3 protein-coding genes are annotated in these 7,644 nt (G+C 67.5%); 1 reads left to right on the top strand and 2 read right to left on the bottom strand.

Translation table 11 applies throughout. The annotated features are described in order from the left end of the window. Window positions 1-5,256: DUF6531 domain-containing protein (locus tag ACIF9R_RS37760; protein WP_399987575.1), on the bottom strand; the 5,256-nt coding region annotated here is incomplete at its 3' end. A gap of 572 nt (window positions 5,257-5,828) precedes the next feature. Next, complete coding sequence (locus ACIF9R_RS37755; RefSeq protein WP_399987573.1) at window positions 5,829-6,164, bottom strand: rhodanese-like domain-containing protein; 336 nt, start codon at window positions 6,162-6,164, stop codon at window positions 5,829-5,831. A gap of 787 nt (window positions 6,165-6,951) precedes the next feature. Between ACIF9R_RS37755 and ACIF9R_RS37750 the strand changes: the two genes are divergently transcribed. Continuing rightward, on the top strand, window positions 6,952-7,644 hold a 693-nt coding region (locus ACIF9R_RS37750; protein WP_399987571.1), incomplete at its 3' end, for a transposase.

Raw genomic sequence — 7,644 nt, 5'->3', positions numbered from 1 at the left:
GCGCTGCACGCCCTCGAACCCGTGCCCCACACCACCATCAGCCCCCGGCGAGAAATCGGACCTCCGAAACATCAGCCGGTGGATCCGGGCTGAGATTCCGTCCTTAGTGAAAGTAGTTACCAACCCATTCCTCCCGACGGGAATGACCACTGAGGAGCGCATCGGTGACCCGGCGCTCTCGAACAGTTCCAGGAGCGCCTTGTCCGCACTGCTCGGCCAACGGGTTCCGCCCGGATGGGTGTGGTAGATGAGGATGGTATCCGCCGAGACAGGCACCCTTACTGCGGCGACCTCACCGGAGTAGAGGAAGTACTGTCCCCCGGCGCCCTTGGGGCCTGGCCCCAGCTTGTAGGTGACGGCGAACTCGACCCCGTGCTTGATGGTCAGATTCTCCAGTTCTGTCACCGTCGGACGGCGGTCAATCGTCACGCCTGCAGAGCCGGGAAGCCCCTCGCCTGTACGGGCCCCGTAGAGGAGCCGCGTAATCGCACTTGCTCCCGCCTCTGCGGCAATGCCGCTACTGGGGTTGACCGCAGTTCGTCGCCACCCCGTCAGGCCGCCGATCCCAACGAGGGCGATTTGCTGGGTGAGTTCCTCCGCGGTCTCGGCGTAGAGGTCGGCGAGGGCGTCGCAGCCCTGCTGGCGGAGCATGTATTCGGCGCGGTAGAGGCGGTAGGCGGGGCGGACGGGGAGGTACTTGTCGACGAAGGCGCCGGCGCCGCCGTTCTGGCCGGTGAATGCGTCGTACGCGTCTCCGAGGAAGACGAAGGGGGACTTGAAGACGTCGACGAACGCGTCACCGAAGATGCCCGCTGCTTCGCCGAGGCTGTCGACGCGGTCGTTGTTGGGGTCGTCGGGGGTCAGTCCGCTGGGGTCGGTCAGGAGGGTGGGGACGTTGTCGGCGTAGGCATAGGGCGATATGTGCGGGGTCGTCCGGGCGCGGGTGGCCGGGTCGGGCCGGGTGAAGCGGCCGGTGGCGGTGTCGTACTGGCGGGCGTGGAGGTCGAGGTTGCCGGTGGTGGTCTCGTAGCGGGCGCCGGTGTAGGAGGGAGGGCTCGCGGGGGCGCCGCCGGTGACGGTACCCAGGACCCGGGTACCGAACGGGTCGTAGGCCCAGCGCTGGTAGAGGGTGCCGGCGCTGTTGGTGACGTCGACCGGTGAGCCCTGGGTGTCGTGGTGGTAGTAGAAGAGCGTCCCGGCGCCGGTCTTGACGGACGTGGGCTGGCCGAGCGGGTCGTAGCGGAAGGACTGCTTGATGCTCCAGGCGCTGTCGTATTCGGTGGCCAGGATCGGCAGCGGGGCGTTGGGGTCCCACTGGGTGCGGTGGGTGACAGCGCCGTCTTTGAGGGTGGCGACCTGGTTGCCGCTGGCGTCGTGGTCGTAGGTGTAGGCAGTGCCTGCGACGGTGGCGGCGGAGATCTGTCCGGTCAGGTCGTAGGTGTAGGTGTCGGCGCCCTTCTTGGTCTGGTTGCCTTCGGCGTCGTAGTCGTAGGCGGTGGTCGTGGTGCCGGTGGTGGTGGAGGTGAGCTGGTCGGCCGCGTCGTAGGCGTAGCTGGTGGAGGTGGTGCCGAGGGTGGAGGTCAGGCGGTTGCCGACCTTGTCGTAGGTGTAGGACGTGGTGCGGCTCGCGGCGCAGCCGGCGACCCAGGGCTGCGGGAAGCAGCCGGAGGTGAGGCGGCTGGCGGTGTCGTAGGTGAGGTCGTATCCGGTCGTGCCGACGCCCGCGCGGGTGATGTCGACGTGGGTGGGCAGGCCCGCCGGGGAGAGGGTGTGCGCGGTCTTGGTGACGGTGGTGCCGGCCTTGGCGGAGGTGACGGCGGTGAGGCGGCCGGCCCGGTCGTAGGTGCGGTCCTCGGTCTCGGTGTTGGGCAGTGCGGACTTGGTGAGGTTGCCGGCCGGGTCCCAGGTGTAGGTGGTGGTCTTGCCGTCGGCCAGCATCGTGGTGGTGCGGCCGTCGTTGTCGTAGGTGTAGGTGATCGTGTTGCCGTCGGAGTACTTGCGGGTGAGCATCTGCCCGGCGGCGTCGTAGGTATAGGCGAAACCGCGCGTCTTGGTGAGGTTTCCGACCGTGTCGTAGACGAAGTCCTCGGAGATCTTGGAGTTGGCGCGGGCAGTGATGCGGCCGGCGTCGTTGTAGCCGAACGTCGCGTCGGGGGTGGAGTCGGAGTGGTCGACCTTGGTGAGCAGGCCGCGCGGGTCGTAGGTGTAGCCGGTGGATCCGCGGGGCGTGGTCTTCTTGGTGAGGTTGCCGGCGGCGTCGTAGGCGTAGGTGGTCTCCCGCTGCAGCGGGTCGGTGACCGAGGTGGGGCGGCGGGCCGCGTCGTAGCCGTACGTGGTGACGTGCCCGTTGGCGTCGGTACGCTCGGTGACGTTGCCCACTGTGTCGTAGCCGTACGTGGTGACTGCACCGTCCGGAGCGGTGACTTCGGTCAGCCGGTCCAGCTTGTCGTAGCCGTAGGCGGTGGCGCGCTTGTCGGCGTCCGTCTGCTTGACGACGTTGTTCACGGCGTCGTAGGCGGTGGTGGTCACGCCGCCGAGTGGGTCGGTGACCGTGGTGGGGTTGCCGGCCGGGTCGTAGCCGTAGGTGGTCGTGTACTGGGCCGGGTCTGCGCCGGTGGTGTTGCCGCGCGGGTCGACCACGGTGGCCTGGCGCCCGTCGCCGTCGTAGGTCCAGCTCTCCTTGTGGCCGAGCGGGGAGGTGCGGCTGAGCAGGTTGCCGTCGGCGTCGTAGGCGTAGGAGGTGGTCTTGCCCAGCTGATTGGTGCTGCTGGTCAGCCGGTTGTTCTTGTCGTAGACGGAGCTGACCGTCTCGCCTGCGGCGTCGGTGACCTTGGTGACGTTGTCGTTCGCGTCGTAGGTGTAGCCGGTGGTGTGGCCCAGCGGGTCGGTGACCGTGAGGGGCCGGTTGATGGCGTCGTAGGTCGTGGTGGTGGACGCGCCGGTAGGGCCGGTGACCTTGATGGTGTTGCCGGCCGCGTCGTAGGTGTAGCTCGTGGTGTGGGCGGCCGGGTCGGCGCCGGTGACGTTGCCGCGCGGCGAAACGCTGCTCAGCAGGCGTCCCACTCTGTCGTAGGTGTAGGTGGTCTTGCCGCCGGTCGCGTCGGTCTGGGAGGACAGGCGTCCGCTCGCGTCATAGGTGCGGGTGACGGAGTTGCCGGCTGGGTCAGTGGTCCGGGTGGGGTGTCCGGCGTCGTCGTAGGCGAACGTGGTGGTGTCGCCCGCCGGGTTCTTGGCCGACGTCAGTTGCTCGGCCCCGTTGTATGCGTAGGTCGTGGTGCGGCCCAGCGGATCGGTGGCCGAGCTGAGCAGGCCGCGGCCGTCGTAGGCGTACGTCGTGGTGAAGTCGGCCGGGTCGGCGCCGGTGACGTTGCCGCGCGGGTCCGTCTTCGTCAGGATCCGGCCGGCCTTGTCGTAGGTGAACGTCGTCTTCTCACCCAGCGGCGTGGTGACCGACGTCCGGTTGCCGGCCGCGTCGTAGCCGTAGGTGGTGACGTTGCCGCGCGGGGTCCTCACGGTCTCCAGCGAGCCGAGCGCGGTGTACGTGTAGGCGGTTTTGCCGTCCAATGGGTCTGTGGTGGACGTCAGCTGGTTCGACGTGTTGTAGGTGTATGTCGTCTTGTTCTTGCGGCCGTCGGTGTGACTGGTGATGTTGCCCGCACCGTCGTAGGTCCAGCTCTCCAGGTAACCGAGCGCGGACGGGGCGCTGCGGGTGAGCATCCGCCCAGCGCTGTCGTACGTCATCTCCGTGGTGTTGCCGCGTTGGTCGGTGATGGCGACGGGCCGCAGGTGGCGGTCGTAGTCGTAGGCGATGCTCTTGCCGTACGGGTCGATGGTTTCCATAAGGACGTTGCCGGCGTACACATCGGTCCATACGCCGCCGTCCGGCGCCGTGGTGTGCGACTCGCTCTTGCCGTCCCAGGTGAACGTGGTGGTCTTGTCGTTCTGGTCGGTCTGGGATTTGATGCGGCCCGCGGTGTCGTAGACGTTGGTGACCTTGCCGTCCGCCGGGTCGGTGTAGGAGGACAGCCGCTTGTTCGCGTCGTAGGCGTACGACGACGTCCTGTCGGCCGGGGCGGTCACCGAGGTCAGCAGACCGCCGGTGTAGCCGTACGAGACCGACGTACCGTCCGGCAGGCCCACCTTGGACAGCAGTCCGTCGGCACCGGGCGTGAACGTGGTGGTGCGGCCGGCGGCGTCCTTGACGGAGGCGAGTGTGCCGGACGCGTACGTCAGGGTCAGTCCCTTGCCAGCTCTGTCGACCACGGATGTGAGCTGGCCGCTGCTGTTGAACGTCCGTTTGGTGTGGTCCGGCGTGGTGATCGTATAAGTGCTTGTGTCCTTGACCAGCTTGGCCGCCGACCCGGCCGGAGCGGCGTACGTGCCGTCACTGTTCTGTGTGAAGACGAACGACGCCCCGTCGTCCGTCCGGTACGTCACCTTCCCCGTCGCCGCGGTCAGCTTGGCGTCGAACGGCGTCGCCCAGCCGCGCCCCAACAGACCGACGGCACTCGAGTCGGAGCGGTAGGTGCGCTCCAGGGTCAGCGGCACCCCGGGGCTCACCAGCGAGGCGTCGGTGAGCTGTTCGAAGAACATGCCGGTGGCCGTGTTGACCGGGTCGGCGCGGTGCGCCTGTGCGTAGCAGGTACAGATTCCCGCCTGCGCACCGGGGATCACCGGAGTGTAGAACGCCTCCACCAGCGGCGAGGTGGTCCCGCCAGGGCTCGACGTCCCGTCGGCGCTGTTGAGGAAGACCCAGGCGTAGTACTCCTTGCCGTCCTCGAGAATTCCGCCCAGCGCGCTGCCGGCCCACCAGAAACACTGGTCCGTGGGATAGGAGTTGCTCGCCCACCAGTCGTAGCACCAGGCCCCGGTGTCCGGGGTGTCGCCGCTGGGATCGTCCGTGGACTTCTTGATCTCCTGCTGGACGACCGGGTAGCCGCCCTCGTCCAGGACGTACAGCCACATGCCGGTGTACGAGTCCCCCCGCTTGGGCAGCTTCACCTGCCCGCCGATCGACAGCATGCCCGGGTACGCAGTGGCCCAGGACGACACCCACGTCGGGTTCTCGGCCGCCGCTGGGAAGGGCCGCACAGCCAACTTCGACTCGGCGGCGGGACCGCGTTCGATGCGGTCTGTGTCCGGTCGGCCGTGGGGCTTGCCCTTGGACATCCGCCCCGGCGCGTTCATGTAGTCGCGCATCGGAGACCGTTCGTGCCGGTCCTCGTCGACCTGCTTGCGGCGCTCGGCCAGCGTCATGGCCTTGGGGGGCTTGGGCAGGTCGGCGGCTGTCCGGGGCTGCGCCTGTGCGATGGCCCCGGGGCCTGCGGAGTGAGGCCGGTCGCCTGGCGACGCCCAGGAGGGGACGACACCCGCTATTGCCAGCAGAGCCAGGGCCAGAACGGCCGTGACAAGTCTTCGCGCTTGTGTGCGCACAGTGCATCACCTGTGGGTCAGGAGTGAAGAGAGGTCGCGGTGATGCATGATCAGGCAAACCCTCGAACTAACGTGCCGTGGAAAGCGGGGCCGAAACGCGACGGAGTCCCCACTCGTCCTGGACATGAGATTGCAGGCTGAGCGGACGAAGGGCTCCGGTTGGCCGCGCGATTTGGCGCGAAGGTGATCCAGAGCGCGAGGTGGCGCGGGTAAACGGACCCTTGACGGTGAGCAAAGGAAAGGCAGCTGACCGGAAACGGAAGAACGGGCTGCTTGAGTGCAACCTTTCTCCGGCCTCGGGCAGGCGACACGTGTCTGTCACGTCTGAGGGATTGATGGCCGACCCGCTGGCCGTTCAGAGCCGTCGCACCGACGTGCTACTGCGATCACCCGCCTCAGGAGGGTTCCAACCACAGGACGAGTACAGCGGAGGCCGGGTGCGTGCCCCGCGAGGCGGAGTTCGCCCTGGTGCCGGTCGGCCCAGCGGCGGTCCGCCAGTCATCTGCTCTGAACTCGGTGATGCAGACGGTGGATGGTGAGCAGACGGACGGCCTCGTGAGGGAACAGGCAGTTGAGGCTGCGGCCGCAGGCGACGGCGTACGTCTTTCGGGTAACTCGTCGGATTGCCAGTTAAGTTCGTCCAATGACAGCGAGCAAGCTCCGGGGATATGGCCGACGGCACGATCCTCTGCGGGGCGGACGTCGATCAAGCAGACGTTCGTGCTGTTCATCCGATGGAGCAATTGCTGACGGGCGAGCGACACGGTGTCCGTCGGCCCAGGTGGACGGCCCGGGTACGCTTGGCCGCGGCGAGATACTCATGGGCCACCCGCTGGAGCGGCTCGACCCGAGTGACCGCGCCACCGCCTGCCAACCGGTAGCGGACACGCACCCTCGCGTCGGGAGTGACGATTCCCGAGTGCGGGCCCTATCACTCATCGCCGTGGACGGAGCCCAGGCAAAGCCGGCGAGGATCTCACGTAGCAGTTACAGGACTTTATGGACAGCCGCTTACCAATAGGGGACCCGAGGTCGTTCGTGCCATGGTCGACGAAGGACAGCCGGTAAGACGGGCCACACGGCTGTCTGCCAATGCCGGTCACGAGTGAACGAAGAGCGAATTTCTTGTCAGCCCGTCCGGGCCAGGTTGGGCACTGGTTCGGGCGAAGCCGTCCGGCTGTGGTCGGGACGTGCCGGTGTGCCGGGATCGATGGGACGGTTGCGCGATGCCGTCCCGGACGGGGGTCTGACTCATGAGATCTATGACCGAAGTGTCCAGTCACAGGCTTGTCGACTGTCGTTGCGGGATGTTTTCTGCTGTCACCGAGCCACAAGGCGTGTCCCAATAGGGGCCTTGCCGAGTTTCCGGCGCCATCACGGTTCAGACCGCCCGAGCAGGCCGGTGCTATCCACCCAGCCAGCACGTCATGACGTGAGAGGCCGACCATCATGAAGACCCGACAGCGCAGCACCTCCTCTAGCACGGATCCTCTCGTTCGGCACGAGGTCGTCCTGGGCGTGGACACGCACGGCGAGGTGCATGTCGCCGCCGTGATCTCCCCGCTCGGGAAGGTCCTGAAAACCGAGTCCTTTCCCGCGACGGCGGCCGGTTACCGACAACTGCTTCTCTGGGCCCGCAAGCGGGGGACGGTGCGCCGGGCCGGCGTGGAGGGCACGGGCACCTTCGGCGCGGGCCTGTCCCGATATCTGCTCGCTCAGCAGATCCAGGTGTTCGAAGTGAACCGGCCCGACCGCTCGGCCCGCCGGCTGCTCGGCAAGTCGGACCCGCTCGATGCCCAGGCCGCAGCGCGAGCCGTGCTCAGCGGTCGCGCCCGAGCCCGGGCGAAATCCGGCGACGGTCCGGTGCACGCCGCCCGGATCTACAAACTCGCCAAGGACTCCGCGGTCAAGGCCCGTACCCAGGCGATCAACCAGCTCAAGGCTGTCCTAGTGATCGCCGATCCCGCCCTGCGGGAACGGTTGTCGAGCTTGGGCAATGCCGAGCTGTTCCGCACCTGCGCGACCCTCAGCCCACCCGATGGTGGGGGAGACGAGGACGCGGTGGCCCAAGCCACCCACAAACCAACGACTGACCCGGCTCGTCGAACGCCACGCGCCGCAACTGCTCGAACCGGTGGGCATCGGTCCGGACAGTGCAGTCACTCTCCTGATCACCATGGGAGACAACCCCGAGCGGCTGAACACCGAGGC

Origin of the sequence: Streptomyces sp. NPDC086080 (genome assembly GCF_044540255.1) — a bacterium.
Classification (GTDB): Bacteria; Actinomycetota; Actinomycetes; order Streptomycetales; family Streptomycetaceae; genus Streptomyces.
Note: the sequence above shows the minus strand (reverse complement) of the source record. Positions and strands in the feature narration are given on the sequence as shown.

Bases quoted from the DNA above. Each gene is read 5' to 3' on its own strand.
- ACIF9R_RS37755 (WP_399987573.1), bottom strand. From the start codon at position 6,164: ATGAACAGCACGAACGTCTGCTTGATCGACGTCCGCCCCGCAGAGGAT.